This window comes from Mesorhizobium sp. WSM1343 (assembly GCF_055901535.1).
In genome coordinates this window covers 2,346,627-2,364,228 of sequence record NZ_CM148370.1, presented here as the reverse complement: position 1 = coordinate 2,364,228, position 17,602 = coordinate 2,346,627, and the positions used below count along the sequence as shown (strand labels likewise).

17 protein-coding genes and 1 pseudogene are annotated in these 17,602 nt (G+C 62.2%); 12 read left to right on the top strand and 6 right to left on the bottom strand.

Features of this window, described 5'->3' with window-relative positions; all coding sequences use genetic code 11:
• Nucleotides 1-70: 70 nt before the first annotated feature.
• Nucleotides 71-313 carry a DUF1344 domain-containing protein gene (locus AC0NIL_RS11360; protein WP_027162139.1) on the bottom strand — a complete coding sequence of 81 codons (243 nt, stop codon included), beginning with the start codon at nt 311-313 and terminating at the stop codon, nt 71-73.
• A 290-nt stretch (nt 314-603) separates the two neighbouring features.
• Nucleotides 604-744, bottom strand: coding sequence for a hypothetical protein (locus AC0NIL_RS11355; RefSeq protein WP_224621472.1), 141 nt, complete (start codon nt 742-744; stop codon nt 604-606).
• 13 nt (nt 745-757) lie between these two features.
• On the opposite strand from AC0NIL_RS11355, the gene AC0NIL_RS11350 reads away from it, so the two are divergent.
• Nucleotides 758-1,252: a YegJ family protein gene (locus AC0NIL_RS11350; protein WP_473573593.1), complete on the top strand. Its 495-nt coding sequence runs from the start codon at nt 758-760 to the stop codon at nt 1,250-1,252.
• A gap of 13 nt (nt 1,253-1,265) precedes the next feature.
• Here the strand turns inward: AC0NIL_RS11350 and AC0NIL_RS11345 are convergent, their stop codons facing one another.
• Nucleotides 1,266-2,216 carry a DUF3137 domain-containing protein gene (locus AC0NIL_RS11345; RefSeq protein WP_164747158.1) on the bottom strand — a complete coding sequence of 317 codons (951 nt, stop codon included), beginning with the start codon at nt 2,214-2,216 and terminating at the stop codon, nt 1,266-1,268.
• A gap of 83 nt (nt 2,217-2,299) precedes the next feature.
• Nucleotides 2,300-3,355, bottom strand: coding sequence for a CapA family protein (locus AC0NIL_RS11340; protein WP_473573563.1), 1,056 nt, complete (start codon nt 3,353-3,355; stop codon nt 2,300-2,302).
• A gap of 107 nt (nt 3,356-3,462) precedes the next feature.
• On the opposite strand from AC0NIL_RS11340, the gene AC0NIL_RS11335 reads away from it, so the two are divergent.
• The 9 genes and pseudogenes from AC0NIL_RS11335 to AC0NIL_RS11295 all read left to right on the top strand — a co-directional run bounded on the left by AC0NIL_RS11335 (nt 3,463) and on the right by AC0NIL_RS11295 (nt 13,970).
• Complete coding sequence (locus AC0NIL_RS11335) at nt 3,463-4,728, top strand: hypothetical protein (protein ID WP_127384777.1); 1,266 nt, start codon at nt 3,463-3,465, stop codon at nt 4,726-4,728.
• Nucleotides 4,729-5,165: 437 nt separating this feature from the next.
• A complete protein-coding gene (locus AC0NIL_RS11330; protein WP_027162142.1) occupies nt 5,166-6,770 on the top strand; it encodes a DUF2778 domain-containing protein in 1,605 nt (534 codons plus the stop codon).
• A gap of 125 nt (nt 6,771-6,895) precedes the next feature.
• On the top strand, nt 6,896-10,066 hold the full coding sequence (gene uvrB, locus AC0NIL_RS11325; protein ID WP_027162143.1) for an excinuclease ABC subunit UvrB: 3,171 nt from the start codon (nt 6,896-6,898) through the stop codon (nt 10,064-10,066).
• 63 nt (nt 10,067-10,129) lie between these two features.
• The gene (locus AC0NIL_RS11320) at nt 10,130-10,465 is read left to right on the top strand and encodes a hypothetical protein (RefSeq protein WP_013530030.1); all 336 of its coding nucleotides are present in this window, start codon (nt 10,130-10,132) and stop codon (nt 10,463-10,465) included.
• Between the two features lie 183 nt (nt 10,466-10,648).
• Nucleotides 10,649-11,128, top strand: a complete 480-nt coding sequence (locus tag AC0NIL_RS11315) for a hypothetical protein (protein WP_164919876.1) — start codon at nt 10,649-10,651, stop codon at nt 11,126-11,128.
• 294 nt (nt 11,129-11,422) lie between these two features.
• A complete protein-coding gene (locus AC0NIL_RS11310) occupies nt 11,423-12,949 on the top strand; it encodes an ABC-F family ATP-binding cassette domain-containing protein (protein WP_063172929.1) in 1,527 nt (508 codons plus the stop codon).
• A 128-nt stretch (nt 12,950-13,077) separates the two neighbouring features.
• Nucleotides 13,078-13,356: pseudogene (locus AC0NIL_RS11305) on the top strand (type II toxin-antitoxin system RelE/ParE family toxin).
• A 12-nt stretch (nt 13,357-13,368) separates the two neighbouring features.
• Complete coding sequence (locus tag AC0NIL_RS11300; protein ID WP_027039367.1) at nt 13,369-13,668, top strand: HigA family addiction module antitoxin; 300 nt, start codon at nt 13,369-13,371, stop codon at nt 13,666-13,668.
• 143 nt (nt 13,669-13,811) lie between these two features.
• Entirely contained in the window at nt 13,812-13,970 is a 159-nt protein-coding gene (locus tag AC0NIL_RS11295) for a hypothetical protein (protein ID WP_013530026.1), read from the top strand.
• A 16-nt stretch (nt 13,971-13,986) separates the two neighbouring features.
• Here AC0NIL_RS11295 and AC0NIL_RS11290 read toward each other — a convergent pair whose 3' ends face one another.
• Nucleotides 13,987-14,601: a glutathione S-transferase family protein gene (locus tag AC0NIL_RS11290; protein ID WP_275952434.1), complete on the bottom strand. Its 615-nt coding sequence runs from the start codon at nt 14,599-14,601 to the stop codon at nt 13,987-13,989.
• Nucleotides 14,602-14,838: 237 nt separating this feature from the next.
• On the opposite strand from AC0NIL_RS11290, the gene AC0NIL_RS11285 reads away from it, so the two are divergent.
• Nucleotides 14,839-15,267, top strand: coding sequence for a VOC family protein (locus AC0NIL_RS11285; RefSeq protein ID WP_013530024.1), 429 nt, complete (start codon nt 14,839-14,841; stop codon nt 15,265-15,267).
• 74 nt (nt 15,268-15,341) lie between these two features.
• On the top strand, nt 15,342-15,695 hold the full coding sequence (locus AC0NIL_RS11280; RefSeq protein WP_224675182.1) for a DUF1428 domain-containing protein: 354 nt from the start codon (nt 15,342-15,344) through the stop codon (nt 15,693-15,695).
• Nucleotides 15,696-15,840: 145 nt separating this feature from the next.
• On the opposite strand, the gene AC0NIL_RS11275 is transcribed toward AC0NIL_RS11280, so the two are convergent.
• The gene (locus tag AC0NIL_RS11275; RefSeq protein ID WP_244514230.1) at nt 15,841-17,463 is read right to left on the bottom strand and encodes a tetratricopeptide repeat-containing sulfotransferase family protein; all 1,623 of its coding nucleotides are present in this window, start codon (nt 17,461-17,463) and stop codon (nt 15,841-15,843) included.
• Nucleotides 17,464-17,602 lie beyond the last annotated feature (139 nt).

The window sequence follows — 17,602 nt, the reverse complement described above, 5'->3', positions numbered from 1 at the left end:
GAGGACCGGCCAGAATGGAACAGGGTCTGAAATTGCGTCAGCAGGTCTGCCGACGAACGACGCTGACGCCTTACGAGGCCTTCTTGATCGACGTCACGATGCCGGTCTTGTCATCGACGGTCACCGCCACCTTGGCGCCGACCTTCAGTTTCCCGATCGTCGCTTCGGGCGACAGCTGGTAGATCTTGCCGTCGTCGAGGGTGATCGACTTGGTCGTCGGATCGACGGCCTGGATGGTGCCCTGAACGGTCGCGGCATAAGCGGTGCCGAGGAAGGCGAGCAGAGCAGCGCTGGTTGCGAGGGTCTTCTTCATTGGTAAGCACTCCGTGCTGTTTCACTTTTCCGGACCGCCGCCTTGGGAAACGACAGCACCGGACGGCCTGAAACTGGACGGAAAGCGTACCCTCCGCAAATCACATTGGGTGAATTTTCGCAAACAATATCATAGGCTTAATTCCGACACATTATCTGCGACCGAGATCATTTCAGGCCGCTTCGGCTCCCCCAATGAACGCACTTCTGTCCGCGAAAAGAGTCACTTGGCCGATTGTGACGGGCGGCTTTCGATCACCACGCAGCCGCCGCAATCCATCTCGGGCGGCATCACGAAACAGAGCGCTGACCGATCGTCGATACACATTTTGTTTCGCGGATCAGTTCAAAAACCGCCACGCCAACGCTGATCAAACTCGCGCTACGGTTGCAAACCGACGTCGAATGCGGGATGGTGTCGACCGTTGACATGAAGGGGCCTTCCATGAAGCTTGCAGTCCGGACTGCGATGTCCCTGATGCTGGCGCTTGCTCCAGGATTGGCCGGCGCACAAGCCACGGATCCGGGCGACGACAAAACAATTATCTTCACTCCCGGCGACCCAGAGATGGCAGCGGCGACCGCGCAGGCGCTCGCCAGCCTGGACGACTTCCTGGCACTGTCCGAGGCGCCTCCCGCCGTCACAGAGAGGTTCAAATTGAAGGTCAAGGTACGGGACGGCAACGTCACCGAACACTTCTGGGTCATACCGTTCCGCCGCACCGAAACCGGATTTGTCGGCATATTGGCAAACCAGCCGGAGGAAGTGCACAACGTCGTCCTCGGCCAGAACATAGAATTCACCAGGGACGATATTTCCGACTGGGGATACACACGCGGCGGACGTCAGGTCGGCAGCTTCACCGTGTGCGTCATGTTCAACAAAATGTCGAAAGAAGAGGCGGACTACATGCGTGACAAATACGGCTTCGAGTGCTGAAAGCGCAGCCCGATCAACCCGCTTCGTCCTTCGCGCCGATCTTGCGCACAAGTGCCGCCGTCGCCAGCATCGCGCCCATGTCTGATATCATCGGCGCGACATGCCTGCTGTAGTCCAGCGGCACCGAAATATCCGGCAGCTCGAAGAAGTTCTTCGTCTGCGGCAACAGCAGGAAACCATCGCTGCCGTTGAGCGCGACGCGGGCTGGGTCGTCCGGCCAGGTTTCGCCAAGCCATTTCAGCGCCTGCGCCAGCCGGCCGCTCACCAATGGCTGTGCCGCCCCGAGATTGTCGGTGCGGAACTCGTAGGCGGCGTCGAGCAAAGCGTCGCCGCTGGACAGCTCTTGCAGCTTGCTGGCGAATATGCCGCGAAAGAAGCTGATCACCGCGTTGGTCCGCCGCGTCGCCACCAATATGCCGGGAAACGGCGCGATGGTCTCGAAAGCGACGATGACGCCCTGGAAGGCGGTCGAGGAGCCTTTGCCCGACCCTTCCCGCAGATGCGCCTCGTACAGCTCGAACGGAAACCCCTCATAGCGGCCCGCCACGATGTCGTCGAACGCCTGCCGGTTGAACGGACCAACCGCCGTGCGCGGCAACCGGTCGAAGGAATTCGGCGTCACGCCATGCTGGTAGCGCATGTCGGCGATGAAGCCGAAGATGATCGGCAGCAGCGTCTCGCGGAACGATTGCTGCAGCCGCGTCGCCGGTTTCCTGGCCTGGAAATAGAGCAGGATCGAAGCCGCGAAGCCGATCACATAGAGAAATACATGCGGCGTCGAGACCCATTGCTCGTTGGGGTCGGCGACCTTGTTGAACAGCCAGGCGACCAGCACCACGGCCACCAGCACCAGCCCCACGAACACCGGCACCCGCCAGCGCACCTGCCGGACCGCCGAAGCCCTCGCCGCTTCATAGGCCTCGATGTCTTTCCGGATGCCGGCGATGACCGTTTCGCTCGGCATGAAATCCGCTGATTCCACCGCTACCCCCGCAAGCCTGCCTCTGCGGGAGCATGATAGTTGGTTTTGCAAGGGCCGCCAGATGGTTAAGCGGGAACGCCTTCATCGGTTGGTGGAGAAGGAAAGATCGCTTTCAGTCGCTCCGCGACCCTGTCACGCATTCGGCCCTCCAAAGCCTCCACCAACACCAGCCGCTCGTGGTCGCCAGCGCGCAGGCGCATGAAGGGATGCATCCGGTAAGACGCGATCCTGCCGCGCGTCCCGGCATCGGCACTGACATCGACAACGAGGATAGAGCCGATGCGGCCCGGCCATGGCTGCCGGGCAAAGGCGGTACCGAGGAAATCGCCGAGCCCATAGGCGACGATCGTCCCGTCAATCTTTTCCACCGGCTGCACGACATGGGCATGATGGCCCGCGATCAGCCCGGCGCCCTGCCCGGCCAGCCGCCTGGCCAGCGCTCGCGTCCCGTCGCGCGGAAAATGTCGGAACTCCCAGTCCCAATGCGGCACGGCGCAGAGAAGGTCCAAGCCAGCGGGTGGCCAGCTCGCCGGATCGCTGTCCATCGAAACGCGCCCGGCAAACAGTTTTTCATCGGCGTTCCGCCACAGCGTGAAGGCGGCGAAGCCGATATCAAGCGATCCAACCTGAATCGGCACAACCGGACCGTCGGCCAGGCCGATCGTGCGGATGCCGAGCCGCAGCAACGCCGCGATTGTCTCGTCGAAACCGGCGATGCCCTGATCCAGCACATGGTTGTTGGCCAGCGACAGCACGAGTTTTTCGCGCGCAACACCAACCGCCGTCAGCGCCTCGGCCAGGAACGGCTCGCTCATCGCATGATGCGTGCCGAGCCTTGTGCCCAGCACCGCGCTTGGCCTGTCCACAACAGGGCTTTCGCAATTGCCGATCACCAGATCGGCAGCGCCGAGCAGCGCCTTGATCGCCGGATCGCAATCCGGCGCGCTGCGGTTGGCCACCGCCGAGATGTCGCCGACAAAGGCAAGCCGCACCGCTTGCTTCGGCGGTGGATCCATCAGCGTCCCGGCCATCGGCGCAAAGTCTTGAGCGTCGCCGGCCAATGACGGCTTCAGGAAACGCGGCAGCCAGGACAGCTTGTAGGAAAACGGATAATTCGACACGCGATGCCCAATTGTTTGCCCTGTGTAGACCGTCCGCCGGGCGGGTTGAAGCGCGGCGCTGCAAATGGTGTATGTTTGCACTGCGCGACAAACATTGGGGGGAAAAGATGACACGACTGGCAGGCCTGCTGACATCCGCTTTCATTCTGCTCCTGCCGCTGTCTTCCGCGTCGGCGGCAATGCCAGAAGCGGCAACCACATTGTTTGAGGCGAAGACCGTGGCCGCGCGCGACACCGCTCTCTCGACGCTGGAGGCTGCCGCGCCAAAAGACCCGGCATCCGCCTATGCGGCCGGGGCGGGCGAGTTCTTTACCGCACTGGAGATCCTGGCCACCGGCCTGCACCGTCATGGTTTCGAAAGCCCGCAATCCTTCATGCTGCCGCTGATGCGGTTGCCGGTGCCCGACAATCCCAATCCCGAGCCGCTCACTTACGAGCAGTTCCGCGCCATCCTGGTCGGCTTCCGTGACCGGCTGGAGAAATCCGCAGCCACGTTTGCCTCGGTGCCGCCCGATGCCGATATCGGCATGGTCATCGATCTCACCCATGCCGGCATCGACCTCAACGAGGACGGCACCATCGCGCCGGACGAGAGCATGGCGGCGATCATCGCCTCACTCTCGCGCGGCGGTATCTCGTCGGACGCCGCCGCCCCCACGCTCACCTTCCGCTTCGACCGCGCCGACGGCTACTGGCTGCAGGGCTATGCCGAGTTCCTGATGGCGCAGGCCGATTTCTGGCTGGCGCATGATTTCAGGAGCACCTTCGACGGCTCGTTTCACATGCTGTTCCCGCGCGCCAAATTGCCGCTGCAGGATATTCTGGTGCCGCCGGCCGGCGACATGGGCTCGAGCATCTTCTCCTCGGAATGGCGCATCGCCGATTTCATCTCGATGGTGCATCTCGTCAACTGGCCGGTGATCGAACCGGAGCGCCGGCAAGCAGCGCGCCGCCACCTGCTGGAAATGATCCGGCTGTCGCGCGAGGACTGGAAGGCGATCCGCGCCGAGACTGACAATGACCGCGAATGGCTGCCTGGACCGCAGCAGAAGGGCGAGAACCCGCTCACCGGCCTCGAAGTCGGCGAGGAGCAGGTCCAGGCCTGGCTCGCCGCCTTGACCATGGCCGAGGATCTCCTGGAGGGCCGCAAGCTGCTGCCGCATTTCCGCGTCACCGCCAGTACTGGGCTTGGCATCAACATGAAGCGCTTCTTCGACGAGCCAAAAAACTTCGATCTCGTGCTGTCGATCACCGGCCCGGCCATCGCGCCCTACCTCGAAAGCGGCGAGCTCGCGACCAGCGACGATTTCGACCAGATCCAGCGCCAGTTCGGCGGCGGCGGGTTTTTGACGTTTGCGCTTTGGTTCAACTGAGGGTGGGCCGTTTGAGGCCGCCTTCCCGCGAGAAATCTAGCATGGCAGGCAACAGTTTTACCGGAAACACGCGCGCCTTTTGTAGGCAGGTCTGCCGACAGTCGGTTCGCTGCATACACCGCGCGGAGGCGCTGCGTAAAAATTAGCAGTGGCTGTTTTGCTTGACTCGGCCGCCAAAAACAGGCAGCAAAACCAGGTCGGAAGGGCGACAACACCACTTTCCTGGCCGTGGACGAAGGCTGATTTGGCCAAAATCCACATCTCGTCGTTGGTTTTGAGAGGAATTGATTAACCAACTTTGTCCATATTTTGAAGCAATCGGCAACCAACTACAGACGCGGCAAACGCGTCGGGGACCACCTGGGATCACTCACAGAATGGTCGTCGCGGCTCTCAAGGCCACGTACGGGGAAACCGATTGAAGCGAGATTGGTTGCATGGCGTTGTTGAGTACACACAAAAAAAACCGGGGACAGCGTGAGGGCGGCGAGTTCGTCGATGCTCCACGTTCCCCTTCCTTCAACGCTGGCCGGGTGGCCCGCTGGGTCGCGCTGCCTTGCGTCAGCACCGCCATCGGCCTTTGGTTGATCGGCACCATGGCTGGCCTCAGTTCCGTCGGCGCCTCTCTATCGGCAACTTCGGTTGGCCTGCCCCAGACACTGTCGACACCGGGATCGCTCGCACTTGCCGATCCGCTGAAGCAGCACTTTTTGAAAGCACCCTTCGTGCTGGCCAACGCCAATGGCGGCACTCAGGCCCTGCATGATCATTCGGTGCAGTGCGGCGCCAGCTGTTTCAAGCTGGCCAGGGTAAGCGCGCGGGCGGAAAAATCCGAACGTCTTGTAGCGCAGGCAAAGCCGATGCCCGCCGCCGTGAAGTCGAAGGCGCAGGAGCGCTTCGAACGCATGGAAGCGTCGCTTTCGCCGATGAAGCTGGCCGCTGCCTTTGCCGACGCCGGAAAGCCTGCCGCCAGTGCCAACACCCGCCCGGTGATCTCCACAGTCGCACCGCGAATTGCCGAGGCGTCGTTGGTGCCCTCCGTCCAGGTCACAGCCAGCCTGTCCGATAGCATGCCAGTTCCGGCGGCCGAACGTTTCGCCCGGCTGGATACCGACTCGGTGGTCGTTCAGACCGCACCGCCTCCGATGGGCTTTGCCCAATCCGGTACGCCGGACAATTCGCAGTTGGCGCTTGCTCTGGTGCAGTCCCTGCCGGCCGATGACGAGGCGTTCGCCTCACCGCTGCCGATCGAGGAATCGTCAGCCGATGTCGTGGTTTCACCCGTCGAAACCCAGCAGGATCAACCCGGCGATGCCGCCTCCCTGCCGGACGCTCTGACCGACGACGTGCCGTTGCCGACCCGGCGTCCGCAATTCGACGCGCCGCAGCCCAAAGTGGTCCAGCAGGAGCCTAAGTCCGTCCAGCAGCCGAAATCCGTTCAGCAGCCGAAGCCGGCACGCGAGACGGTCCAGCAGGCCCAGCCGGCAAAACCGACGCGGCAAGGCCGGCCGGCCGATGGCGGCGATGTGCTGGCCTATGCCAAGCCCGACACGCCCTCGGGCGGCCTTGGCAAGGCGTTCAGGAACCTCTTCAACTCGCCAGCCGCCAGGAGCGGAGCCGGCAATGGCGTCGCCGTGTACGACATCAGCAGCGCGACCGTCTACATGCCTGACGGCTCGAGGCTCGAGGCGCATTCAGGCATCGGCGCCATGGCGGACCAGCCGCGTTATGCCGACCAGAAGAATCGCGGACCGACGCCGCCCAACACCTACAATCTGTCGATGCGCGAGTCGCGCTTCCACGGAGTGGAGGCCTTGCGCCTGACACCGGTCGATGGCCGCAACAAATACAATCGCAACGGCCTGCTGGCCCATACCTACCTGCTCCGGGGCCGCTACGCCCAGTCGAGCGGCTGCGTCGCCTTCAAGGACTATGCGCGCTTCCTCGCCGCTTTCAAGAAGGGCAAAATCAAACGCCTCGTCGTGGTGCCGCGCCTGAACGGGTCGGCGACGCAGGTCGCATCAGCCGCCAGGGGCGTGTAACGACAAGAGGCTTTCGGGCGCCTTCCCGCTGCTGCTGACAGCCTGCTGTCAGGAGCAGCGCTGTCCGGCACGCCTCTCCCCACCGCGCTCTTTCCATTTTGGCCAGGAAATCCCATATTCGGGACATGGCCAAATCTCCCGATCAGAAAACGCCGCCGACGGCGAACGACGACCGCGCCGCGCCGAAGCGGCGCAGCCCGCTGACCGATTTCCTCGACGCCTCCGAGCCGCTGCACAAAGGCGGCTTCGCCGAGATGCCGCAGCCGGAACTCTCTGGCACGCCGCTGACCGGTTCGATCGCGGATTGGGCCGAGCAGATCGAGCAGGAAGCCGAAAACGAAGGACGTCTTGTCGCCAAGGGTGACGGCGGCAAATCGCCGAAGCCGTCGAAGAAGATACCCGAGCGCTCAAGCTCGCCGGGGCGCAGTTCGCGCGGCACCTCGATGGGTGGCGCGGCGTCAGCCAGGGAGCGCACGGCAGCCGGGCTCAATCCGGTCGCCGGCCTCGACATTTCGCTGGAGGACGCCGAGACCATGGCCTCGGGCAGCGTCACCGCGACGGTGGCGGCACTGTCGGCGCTAATCGAATCCGGCAATCCGCTGCACAAGGACGGCGTGCTGTGGACGCCGCACCGCCCTGCCCGCCCCGAAAAATCCGAAGGCGGCATCGCCATCAAGATGGTGTCGGAGTTCGAGCCGGCCGGCGACCAGCCGACCGCGATCAAGGATCTGGTCGAAGGCGTCGATAACCACGACCGCACCCAGGTGCTGCTCGGCGTCACCGGCTCAGGAAAAACCTTCACCATGGCCAAGGTGATCGAGGAGACGCAGCGGCCTGCCTTGATCTTGGCGCCGAACAAGACGCTTGCCGCGCAGCTCTATTCCGAGTTCAAGAAATTCTTCCCGGAAAACGCCGTCGAGTATTTCGTCTCCTACTACGATTATTACCAGCCGGAAGCCTACGTCCCGCGCACCGACACTTTCATCGAGAAGGAATCCTCGATCAACGAGCAGATCGACCGCATGCGCCACTCGGCGACGCGTTCGCTGCTTGAGCGCGACGACGTCATCATCGTCGCCTCTGTGTCCTGCATCTACGGTATAGGCTCGGTCGAAACCTATACGGCGATGACCTTCCAGATGCAGATCGGCGACCGGCTCGACCAGCGCGCGCTGCTCGCCGATCTCGTCGCCCAGCAGTACAAGCGGCAGGACATCAACTTTGTCCGCGGCTCGTTCCGCGTGCGCGGCGACACCATCGAAATCTTCCCGGCCCACCTGGAAGACCGCGCCTGGCGCATCTCGATGTTCGGCGACGAGATCGAGCAGATCACCGAATTCGACCCGCTGACCGGCCAGAAGACCGGCGAGCTGAAAAGCGTCAAGATCTACGCCAATTCGCACTATGTGACGCCGCGCCCGACGCTGAACCAGGCGATCAAGTCGATCAAGGAAGAGCTCAAGCACCGGCTGGTCGAACTGGAGCGGGCCGGCCGCCTGCTTGAGGCACAGCGGCTGGAACAGCGCTGCCGCTTCGACCTCGAAATGCTGGAAGCCACCGGCTCGTGCGCCGGCATCGAGAACTATTCGCGCTATCTCACCGGCCGCCAGCCGGGCGATCCGCCGCCGACGCTGTTTGAGTACATCCCCGACAACGCGCTGGTCTTCATCGACGAAAGCCATGTCACCGTGCCGCAGATCGGCGGCATGTATCGCGGCGACTTTCGCCGCAAGGCGACGCTGGCCGAATACGGCTTCCGTCTGCCGTCCTGCATGGACAACCGGCCGCTGCGCTTCGAGGAGTGGGATGCCATGCGTCCGCTTTCGGTCGCGGTCTCGGCGACCCCTGGCGCCTGGGAGATGGAACAGGCCGGCGGCGTCTTCGCCGAGCAGGTCATCCGTCCGACCGGCCTGATCGATCCGCCGGTCGAGGTCCGCCCGGCCAAGAGCCAGGTCGACGATGTCGTCGGCGAGATTCGCGATACCACCAAGGCCGGCTACCGCACCTTGGTCACCGTGCTGACCAAGCGCATGGCCGAGGATTTGACCGAGTATCTGCATGAACAGGGCATCCGCGTCCGCTACATGCACTCCGACATCGATACGCTGGAGCGCATCGAGATCCTGCGCGATCTGCGCCTCGGCGCCTTCGACGTGCTGGTCGGGATCAATCTTCTGCGCGAAGGCCTCGACATTCCCGAATGCGGCTTCGTCGCCATTCTCGACGCCGACAAGGAAGGTTTCCTGCGATCGGAAACCTCGCTGATCCAGACCATCGGGCGCGCCGCCAGAAACGTCGACGGCAAGGTCATCCTCTATGCCGACCAGGTGACCGGCTCGATGGAACGGGCGATGGCCGAAACCAACCGTCGCCGCGAAAAGCAGATGGAGTGGAACGCGGCCAACGGCATCACACCGGAATCGGTCAAGTCGCGCATCTCCGACATTCTCGATTCGGTCTACGAGAAGGACCACGTCCGCGCCGATATCTCGCAGTTCACCGACGGTGCCGGCGCCATGATGGGCAACAACCTCAAGGCCCATCTCGACGCGATGGAAAAGCAGATGCGCGATGCCGCGGCCAATCTCGACTTCGAGAAGGCGGCCCGCATCCGCGACGAAATCAAGCGCCTGCGTGAGATGGAACTGTCCATCTCCGAAGACCCGCTGGCCAAATACGCCGACATGGAAAGCCCGGCCTCCGGCCGCGAAAAGGGCAAGCACAACAAGGGCGTGGCCAAACATCGTACAGCAGAGGAACAGGAGCGTTTTCGCAAGCTCGACGCAGCGCGTGCCGCCGAAGAGGCAGCCAAGGCTGCCCGGCCCAACCTCTTCCGCAAGCCTGATCTCGACGAGATGGGCGCCGATGGCACTGTGCCGGTGAAAAAGCCGCTGTTTTCGAAACCCTCGATCGACGACATGGGTCCAGGTACCGACATGCCGACGCCGGCCGGCGCGGTGTCACGCTCGCTGTTCAAGAAACAGTCGGCCGAAGAGGCGCACGGCTCCGACTTCGGCATTCCCGGCGACGTCACCAAGCCACTGTTCAAGAAGAACTCGCTCGATGAAATGACTGTACGGCGGACGGAAAAGCCGGTCGAAGGAAAAGTGCCGGCCAAGCCGCAGTCAATCTCCCCCCAAGTGGGGGAGATGCCCGGCAGGACAGGCGCGAAGGAACGCGACGATTCCGCTAAGCCAATCGTTCGCCAGCGCGCCGGCATCGGCTCATACGAGGATCCAGGCGACGCCCGCCGCGACAAACGCCGGCCGGGGAAGACGGGACGGCCGGGACGGTAGGAAGCTGCAGCATCGAGCCTGCGATCGGTTGCGGATTTCAGATGCCGCCGCTTAGAATGAGTGATGGTCGTCGTTCGCAGACTTGATGAAGAGGAGTTCAAGGCTTGCTTTGCCGAGCCGATGACGAATATCACCGCGACGGCGAATGCTGTCGTAGACATATGGTCCTATGTCGACGCGCTAAATCTGGACGAAGTCGGCGTGCCCTATTTGAACGACGTCCATTATGTTTACCGGGACGTTCAAAACCGGTTTGATCAAGTTTTGATTGGCACCGGCAGGTTCAACGCCCTGCTTGTGATCGTTGTCGATCTCGGCAGAAGCGCGGTGTTCGGGCATTTCCTACTCGATCTCAACAAAGAATATGGACTAAGCGGCGGCTACTTGAGACCTGTCTGATCCGGCCCCTTGACCTGTGAAGCTCAATTAATCCGCTGGGCCCAATCAGCTGGGTAGCACAATGGTCAGGGCAGGCGGAATATGCTCCCGCGACGGGATATCCAGCCAACCAAGGTTTGATCGATGCGACAGCGAGGCAAACTCCATATCCTCCCCCTAATCTTAGGCAGCAAGGACACGCCTTTGCGGGCCGGAGCTGATCTCGGTCGGGTCCAGAAACATCTTGGCTTTCCTAAATGGCTATATGTCTATCAGGATCAGCCGTGCGGCTTTCTTCTAGGTTATGGCGATCTGGAAATCGACATTTTGACCAGGCGCAATCGAGCACGCGTCCATCGCATCAGCATCAAACTTTGGCACATGCCTGATGTCCCCAAGCCTTTGCCTTTGAAATGGAGCGGCAACAGCCAAATCGATCTCGATGGCTTTGGCCCGGCAATGACGATTTCGGCCGCCAGGACGCTCCTCGCAGGTCTAGGACTGCAAGCCGAGGAATATAAGGTGGAAAGCGTATCTGAAACTGTCCGCCGGCTCGTGCTCCCCCACGCCGAGCTTCATTTCTTCAAGGGACCGGAAGAACCGATCCTGATGGAGTTTCACTTCCTGACACCGCAGGAAATCCAGCGAACTAAGGGTGACTGGGTAATCCGCCCGCGAGATTAAGGCCTGCCCGCAGAGCATCTACTTGCCATCCGCCCCGCCTTTGGTGTAATCGCTCCCCACACTCGAACGTCTCGAAAGGAGGGCTCACGTGTTTACGTTTCATCGTCACCATCGTCAGCGTGGCCCGATTTCTGCCCTGCGAGCTTGCTTGCAGGGCTGACCAGGGACGGTCCGGGTTTTTCCCGCTTCGATTTTTTGGTCTGCCCTTCGTGGTGCGTAATGCCGAGCCTGATGGCCGGAAAGCGCACCGTCAAAGTGGACCGGAGTAGCTCCGGCAAGACCAGAGAAATCAAAATGGCCCTGATCAGCCTCAAATCCCTCGGCGTCACCATGAGTGCGCCGCTGTTTGCCAATCTCGACCTCACCATCGGCACCGGCGACCGGCTCGGCATTGTCGCCGCCAATGGCCGCGGCAAGTCGACTTTGCTGAAATGCCTGACCGGCGAGATTGAGCCGACCTCCGGTGACATCACCCGCACGCGCGGCCTGCGCGTCGGTCATGTCGAACAGTCGGTTGCCCAGGCCCTTCTCACCCGTACGTTCCGGCAGGTGGTGGCGGATGCCTTGCCGTCCGAGCAGGCCGAAAGCGAGATGTGGCGTGTCGACGTGGTTCTGGATTCACTCGACGTGCCCGAGCCGATGCGCGAGCGGCCAATGCAGGCGCTAAGTGGCGGCTGGCAGAGGCTTGCGCTAATCGCACGCGTCTGGGTCACCGATCCGGACGTGCTGTTACTCGACGAGCCGACCAACCATCTCGACCTTGTCCGCATCAGCCAGCTCGAAACCTGGCTGAACACGCTGCCGCGCGAGGTGCCCGTCGTCATCGCCAGCCACGACCGCGCCTTCCTCGACGCCACCACCAACCGGACCCTATTCCTGCGCCCGGAACAGTCGCCGGTGTTTGCCCTGCCCTACTCCCGCGCCAGGCAGGCGCTCGACGAGGTCGATGCTTCGACCGAGCGCAAGTTCCAGCGCGACATGAAGGTGGCGCAGCAATTGCGCCGGCAGGCGGCCAAGCTCAACAACATCGGCATCAATTCGGGCAGCGACCTTTTGACGGTGAAGACCAAGCAGCTCAACCTGCGGGCCGAAAAACTGGAAGAAGCGGCCGCACCGGCGCACCGCGAAAAGTCGGCGGGTGCCATAAAACTGGCCAATCGCGGCACCCACGCCAAGGTGCTGATCACGCTCGACGACGCGGCTGTGGAAACACCCGACGGCACCCCGCTGTTTCGAACCGGCAAGCGCCATATCTGCCAGGGCGACCGCATCGTGCTGCTCGGCCGCAACGGCGTCGGCAAGTCGCGCTTCGTCACCCTGATCCGCAATGCCATTGTCGAACCGGACACGGTGCCGAATGTGAAGGTGACGCCGTCGACGGTGCTAGGCTACAGCGACCAGGCGCTGTCGGGCATCAGCGGCGACGACACGCCGCTGATGCTGGTCTCGCGCCGCTACGATGTCGGCGAGCAGCGTGCCCGCTCGCTGCTGGCAGGCGCCGGCGTGGTCATCGAGATGCAGGAGAAAAAGATCGGTGCGCTGTCCGGCGGCCAGAAGGCGCGGCTGATGATGCTGGCGCTGAGGCTCGCCAATCCCAACTTCTATCTGCTGGACGAGCCGACCAACCATCTCGACATCGACGGCCAGGAAGCCCTGGAAGCGGAACTGCTGGCACATCAGGCAAGCTGTGTGCTCGCCTCGCACGACCGCTCCTTCATCCGCGCCATCGGCAACCGCTTCTGGCTGATCGAGAAACGGCGGCTGACCGAAGTCGAAGACCCAGAGGATTTCTTCCGCTCGGTGGCGGAGGGCGCTGGCTAATCGGTGAACAAAACTGCCGATGAAGTTCCGGCCTGTCGAGCGCAGGCCGGAGTTTCGTATCATGTTACGAGACGTCTTCTTGACTTCCGAAGCGTATCATGCCATGGTACGCCACTCGGGTCGGCAAGGTGATAAGCTCCTCCAAAGACAAGACCAGCGAAGCCGTTTCGAACGGCAAGGCTTCGAAGGGCTTCCCATCGGACCTTTGTCCGCTCAGCCCAGCGGAAGCTGTTCATGATCGACAACGCCGCCGAACTGTCGAATCTGAAGACGCCTCCCGGCAACAGGAGCCGCTGAAAGGTAACCGTGCGGGCCAGCATTCGATCCGCATCAACGATCAATTCCGCCTCTGCTTTAGGTGGGTGGAAGGGCAAGCGGAGGATGTTGAAATCACCGACTATCATTGAAGAGGGTTCAAAATGCTGAACATCAACCCACCTATCCATCCCGGAGAAATTCTCCGTGAGGAATATCTCGTGCCGCTCAATCTGAAGCCTTACACGCTGGCCAAAAAGCTGCATGTGCCCCGCACACGCATCGAGCGCCTGGCCAGCGAGACGACACCGGTAACGCCCGACACCGCTTTGCGCCTTGCGAAGTTCTTCGGAACCACGCCGCAGTTCTGGATGAATATGCAGGCGAGCTACGACCTCGCCGTAGAGGGAGAGGCGAAGAAGGCCGATCTTGAAACAATCGAACGTCTACAAACCGCGGCCTGAAGTAATCGCGTTAGCAACAACCCGCTTCAAGCAGGCTACGGAGCTAGCGATAAAAAATCTCGACGGTCTGTCGGATAGCCTCAGCCCGTCGCGTCCTTGGGATGCCGACACGATGATGCCGGCCCAACCCAGGGAGAATTATCATGTCGGTTCTTTCGTCCATCGGTCGCATCGCAACCCGGTATGCGGCAGCGCGCGCTCGTCACCGCAGCGAACGCGTCCTGCGTTCACTGCCTGCCTCGCTGCGCAAGGATATCGGGTTTCCGGACGTCTTCGATGCGCAAAACGGCCGCCGCCCCTGACCTCGCGGGGCGCCAGTCAGTCATGCGTATCGCCCGAAAGCGGCGTCGCCTGCATCGATACGCGTTTTTCGAAAGCCTCGAACCAGCGCGTCAGCAGTGCCCGTGAGCGAAAAGGCGGAAGGTGACGGAACGCCATCCAGGACAGCGTGGTGGCCAAGGCGATGTGGCCGATATGGAGCGGCGCCTCGTCGTCCAGCGTGCTCTCGATCCAGTCGTAGCTCGCCTCGATCTTTTCCCGGTATCCGTCGGCGAGAGCACCATAGCGCAACTTTTCGGGTCTCCTTTCCGTCTCCCAGCGCAAGGCTATACCCGTCTGCGCCAGGCCCTGGGCGACCGCCTGCAACCGCAATGCCTGCCAGCGCGCCTCGCCGTCGTGCGGCAGCAGCTTGCGACCGTCATGCAGCGTGTCGAGATAGGCGCAGATGACATCGGAATCGAAGATCGGCGACGCGTCGGGCCGCAACAGCACCGGCACTTTGCCGAGCGGGTTTTCGGTGTAGACGCGGGCATTGCGCAAGGTCGGACTGGTCTCGTGATGAATGACCTCCAGCCGATCGGCAATGCCAACCTCGTGGGCGAAGACGAGCGCCTTGCGCGCGAAGGGTGAGTGGGTCTGATAGTAGAGGATCATTGTCGTCCCAGGATTTGAAGAGGCGTTCGCCTGATCCATCTGTTCTAGCCTGCGAGCCGAGAGAATTGCGCTCTGATTGGGCGCGGTCGACGCAAGTTCGTTTCACGCCTCTCGTCCAACTGCGGCTGCGTGGACTGTCCAGGGCCGGTCGGCCAAAAAAATCTGCCGGCCATGTAGGAACGCCGGCACCTCATCCGTCCTTTGGCTCGCAAGGCCAAACGCAAAGAGGAACAACAGATGACCGATCAGACCCCCGTTCAGCCCGCGGCCAAAGTGCTCGGCGGATTGACCCCCTATCTGCAGCTGGATGGCGCCTTCAAGGCTGCCGAATTCTACAAGAAGGCCTTTGGTGCCGAGCAGGTCTTTGCCTATCCGGCGGACGAAAAAGGCCGCACCATGCACATCCACCTCCACATCAACGGCTCGACGCTGATGCTCTCCGACTTCTATCCCGAAAACGGCATGCCTGCCGTCAAGCCGCAGGGTTACACCATGCAGCTTCACCTCGGCAGCGACGACATCGAAGCCTGGTGGAAGCGCGCCGTCGATGCGGGTTGCGAAGTCGCCGTGCCGCTCCAGATCATGTTCTGGGGTGACCAGTGGGGCAATATGCGCGACCCGTTCGGCGTCGAATGGGCGATGAACGCGCCGGTCAAGAAAGCCTGATCTATCGCAAATGGCGAAGTCCCTCACCGGCTGGCGTCGGTGAGGGATTGTGAACTTCCAGGAGGAGACCCACAATGTCCTATGTCGATGGCTTCGTGCTTGCCGTGCCCAAGGTAAATCTCGATGACTACAAGAGGCTGGCCAACCTCGCAGGCCCTATATGGATGGAACACGGCGCGCTCGGCTATGTCGAATGCATCGGCGACGACGTGCCCTATGGCGAGGTCACTTCGTTCCCACGCGCCGTGCAGGCCAAGGACGACGAGATCGTCGTCTTCGCCTGGGCCGTCTATGAGTCGCGGGAGAGCCGCGATGCCGTCATGGCCAAAGTGATGGCAGATCCGCGCCTGAAGGCCGATTGGGCGGACATGCCGTTCGACGGGAAGCGCATGATCTTCGGTGGCTTCAAGCCATTCATAGAGCTTTGAGCAGCCGGTAGCAGATTGGCAGAAGCCCCTCAGCTTCGTCATCCTAGGACGAAGCAGGAGCGAAGCTCCGTCGCGAAGGCCTTAGGATGACGACGCGGGTGCTTAGGCCAATCTCTAAGGCCACGATCAGCTAGAGAGCGTTGCGCTAATCCAGCCTGTCCAGAAGCGGCTTCAGCCGGTCACCATAGCGCTTCCATAGATCGACCGATCCCTGATACATCGGCTGGCGCACCTGTGCGGCTGAAGCCGTGCGCACCGGTCGGTCGGTCTCGTGGAACGATAGTGCCGCGTCGTCCCAGGGCAGGCCGAGATGGGCGATCAATGCCCGCGTCTGGCCTTCCTGGTCGGCGACAAAATCCTCGTAGCGTACATCGTGCACGACGCCTGGCAGCACCGTGTGCCAATGCTTCATGATGTCGGTGTAGAGATTGTGGAAATCGGCGAGCTCGCCGAGATCGTAGCCATAGCGATGGCTGTCACCGCGGAAATGCACCTTGTAGATCGACAGGCAGGTGGCCGCCGCATCGCGCGCGCAGTGGATGATCCTGGCCTTCGGCATCATCATGTGGATGAAGCCGACAAGCAGGAAGTTGCCCGGCATTTTGTCGGTGACGTGGCGCATGTTCGGATAGCGGGCATGGAGCATGTCGAGATAGGCTTGGCCTGCCTCGGCAAAATCCGAATCGCCCGTATCCGATACGCCCCATGGGAAGCCACCCGGCATAGTCGCCGGGAACTGCCTGCCGACCGCCTTCTTCAAGATGCTGAGCTCGCCTGCGCCATAGACCTGCGGATGGCTGGCGATGATCTGCTCGACCAGCGTCGTGCCCGAACGCGGCATGCCGACAATGAAGATCGGCGTGTCGTCGCTGATTGAGCTGGGCCTGTGCTTCTCGAAGAAGCCGGCATCGAAGGTGGCCTTCATCGCCTCGAACTCGGCCCGCGTCCTGGCCTGGTCGTAGTCGATGCCTTTGCGGCGGATCGCATTGCCCTCGGCGAAATAGTCGAAGGCCCGGCCATAATCCCTGAGATCGTCATTCGCCTTGCCGAGTCCGAAGGACAGTTGCATGCGCGCTAGGCTGTCCTGCGGCGCCTTGGCATGCTGGGCTTCCATGCCCCCAAGCTCGCTGTCGCGCTCCTTCTGGCGCTTGACCTGCGTCAGCATCAGCCAGGCTGTGGCCATGGCGGGGTTGATCGCCAACGCCTGCCGGAACAGGTCGGCCGCCTCGTCGAGCTTGCCCTTTTCCATCAACCCGACGCCGAGCCCGTGCAGCAGGTCGGCATCCTTGGGTCGGATCGCCAGCGCTTCGCGGAAGGCAGCCAGCGCCTCATCCAGCCGCCCGGCTTCCTGCAGGGTTTCGGCAAGCCCGATGCGGGCGCGCACATGAAATGGGTTGCGTGCAACCGTGCCGCGATAAATCTCTTCGGCCTCTTCGAACTGGCCGACCTGTTTCAGCGATGAGCCGAGATTGTCGCGCGCCGCGAGTTGGTCCGGCCGCAGATCCACTGCGCCGCGGAAGAAATCGATGGCCGCAGCAGGGCGGCCGAGGTCGCGCATCACCGTACCGAAATTGTTGAGGAAATCGGGATTCGTCGGCTGCAGGCTCACCGACCGTTCGATGAGATCCAGCCCTTCTTCGCTGCGCCCGGTCTGGTGGAGCAGCAGTCCCAGGAAATGCGCCGCGGCCGCGTGCTTGGGCTGACGCGCCAGCACCTGCCGGTAGATCGTCTCAGCCTCTTGCCGGCGCCCGGCCTGATGCAGTTGCAACGCCTGCTGCACATACTGGTCGAGGCCCAGCGGCGGCTGTCCGCCTGCGCCAGACCTGGCTCCCGCACCCGCCGCTCGTCTTTGATCTCTGTTGATGGGAAACCTGCCGTGTTTTATCCGCCTGTGGCGATCTAGGCCA

Bases quoted from the DNA above. Each gene is read 5' to 3' on its own strand.
- AC0NIL_RS11355 (WP_224621472.1), bottom strand. From the start codon at position 744: ATGTCAACGGTCGACACCATCCCGCATTCGACGTCGGTTTGCAACCGT.
- AC0NIL_RS11350 (WP_473573593.1), top strand. From the start codon at position 758: ATGAAGCTTGCAGTCCGGACTGCGATGTCCCTGATGCTGGCGCTTGCT.
- AC0NIL_RS11290 (WP_275952434.1), bottom strand. From the start codon at position 14,601: ATGATCCTCTACTATCAGACCCACTCACCCTTCGCGCGCAAGGCGCTC.
- AC0NIL_RS11295 (WP_013530026.1), top strand. From the start codon at position 13,812: ATGTCGGTTCTTTCGTCCATCGGTCGCATCGCAACCCGGTATGCGGCA.
- AC0NIL_RS11310 (WP_063172929.1), top strand. From the start codon at position 11,423: ATGGCCCTGATCAGCCTCAAATCCCTCGGCGTCACCATGAGTGCGCCG.
- AC0NIL_RS11335 (WP_127384777.1), top strand. From the start codon at position 3,463: ATGACACGACTGGCAGGCCTGCTGACATCCGCTTTCATTCTGCTCCTG.
- AC0NIL_RS11330 (WP_027162142.1), top strand. From the start codon at position 5,166: ATGGCGTTGTTGAGTACACACAAAAAAAACCGGGGACAGCGTGAGGGC.
- AC0NIL_RS11320 (WP_013530030.1), top strand. From the start codon at position 10,130: ATGGTCGTCGTTCGCAGACTTGATGAAGAGGAGTTCAAGGCTTGCTTT.
- AC0NIL_RS11285 (WP_013530024.1), top strand. From the start codon at position 14,839: ATGACCGATCAGACCCCCGTTCAGCCCGCGGCCAAAGTGCTCGGCGGA.
- AC0NIL_RS11280 (WP_224675182.1), top strand. From the start codon at position 15,342: ATGTCCTATGTCGATGGCTTCGTGCTTGCCGTGCCCAAGGTAAATCTC.
- AC0NIL_RS11345 (WP_164747158.1), bottom strand. From the start codon at position 2,216: ATGCCGAGCGAAACGGTCATCGCCGGCATCCGGAAAGACATCGAGGCC.
- AC0NIL_RS11300 (WP_027039367.1), top strand. From the start codon at position 13,369: ATGCTGAACATCAACCCACCTATCCATCCCGGAGAAATTCTCCGTGAG.
- AC0NIL_RS11360 (WP_027162139.1), bottom strand. From the start codon at position 313: ATGAAGAAGACCCTCGCAACCAGCGCTGCTCTGCTCGCCTTCCTCGGC.
- uvrB (WP_027162143.1), top strand. From the start codon at position 6,896: ATGGCCAAATCTCCCGATCAGAAAACGCCGCCGACGGCGAACGACGAC.